This is a genomic window from Micromonospora sp. M51, from assembly GCF_018070305.1.
Classification (GTDB): Bacteria; Actinomycetota; Actinomycetes; order Mycobacteriales; family Micromonosporaceae; genus Micromonospora; species Micromonospora parva.
This window is the reverse complement of record NZ_JAGPXZ010001085.1, coordinates 1-1,480: the sequence shown is the minus strand read 5'-3', so window position 1 is coordinate 1,480 and position 1,480 is coordinate 1. Positions and strand designations below refer to the sequence as shown.

At 74.3% G+C, this 1,480-nt stretch carries 1 pseudogene; it reads right to left on the bottom strand.

The window, feature by feature from the left end:
• A pseudogene (locus KBX53_RS32675) lies at window positions 1-1,480 on the bottom strand (ATPase); the annotation flags it as partial.

Sequence of the window (1,480 nt, the reverse complement as noted above, 5' to 3'; positions counted from 1 at the left end):
CCACCATCCACTCTCCACGATGCGGGGCGAGCGCGGCCCGTGCGACGTCGCATCGCAGCGGGTCGGCGGACGCGGCAGCGGCCTGCGCGCGTAGCCGGAGCCAGAGCGGTGACACCGGGCGCGGGTACCGGACGGCGGCGGCCTCGATGCCGGCGGTCAGCCGCACCGCCGTCTCGTCGTCGCCCCGCTCCGCCGCGGTGATCGCTTGCAGCAGCTCCCGGTAGGGGTAGTCGGTCGGGGCCAGCCCGTCCAGCAGGGTGTCGGCCTCGGCGAACCGACCCTCAAGCAGCAGCCGGGACCAGCGCAGGTGATGGCCCATGAACCCGAACTCGGCATGGCTCGGGTCAGCGATGTCGGTGATGTCGGCGAACCGCTCGTCGGCCTCGGCGAAGTCGCCTCGGAAGGCCGCGATGATGGCGCTGTCGACGGAGGCCGCTATCCGGTACCGGGTGGGGTCGCCGTGCCGGTCCGCGTTGACGAAGGTGGTGAACTCCCCGATGAAGCCGGGATCGCCCAGCTCCAGCAGCGCCACCCAGCGCAGCGCGGTGGCCCACAGCTCGGTCTCCCGGTCTGGTGTCCGGCGGGCCACGTCCCGGATCTCGGCGGTGAGCGCGGCGCGGGCCGCCGCGGTGCCCAAACCCCAGGTGGTGTCGTGGCGGGCCCAGAGGCTGAAGGTGAGCGCCTCGTCGTCCTGCCCTCGACGGGCGATCGTCTCGGTCGCGGTGATCAGGTCGGCGACCAGCGTGCCGACCGACGCGTCGGCGGCCGGTTCGCCGATCAGCCGCCGGTACGCCTCGCGCACCAGCTCCGCCGCCTCGACGGAGAAGGCGACCTCGACCTGGCGGGCGCGGTTCACGATGAGGGCGACGCGGGCCAGCAGCACCGGGTCGTCGAGGGTACGAGCCAGCACCCCGGCCTCGGTGAGCAGCGCGATGGCCTCTTCCCGACCGGCGTGGTGGTACTGCGTCTCACCGAACTCGACCAGGATGCGCACTCGTTGTTCCCGGTCGTCGACGACCTCCAGCGCTCGACGGAAGTGCACGGCCGCCTCGTCGCCGGCCAGCCGGACGAACGCGTCCCGCCCGGCGGCGACCAGCAGGGTGGCCACCCGGGCCGGGTCGAGCGCGGGGCCGGCGAGGTAGGCGTGGCGGGCGAGGTCGGCCGGGATCAGCCGTTCGGTGAGCTCCGGCAGGTCGTCGACCGCGCGGACGAGCGCGGCGTGTCGGGCCTGCCGGTCGTCGTCGGTCAGCCCGTCGTAGAGGGTTTCGCGGACCAGGTCGTGGGCGAACGCGAAGCGGCCACCACCCCGGGAGACCACCAGCCGGGCGGTCACCGCCCGGTCGAGTAGCCGGTCGACCTGCGCGGCCGGGGCGGCCACGCAGGCCGCGAGGACCTGGCGGTGGAACTCACGACCCAGCACAGCGGCGACGGTCAGCGCTTCGACCACGGCGGCGGGCAGCTGGGCCAGGCGGCGGCGCAC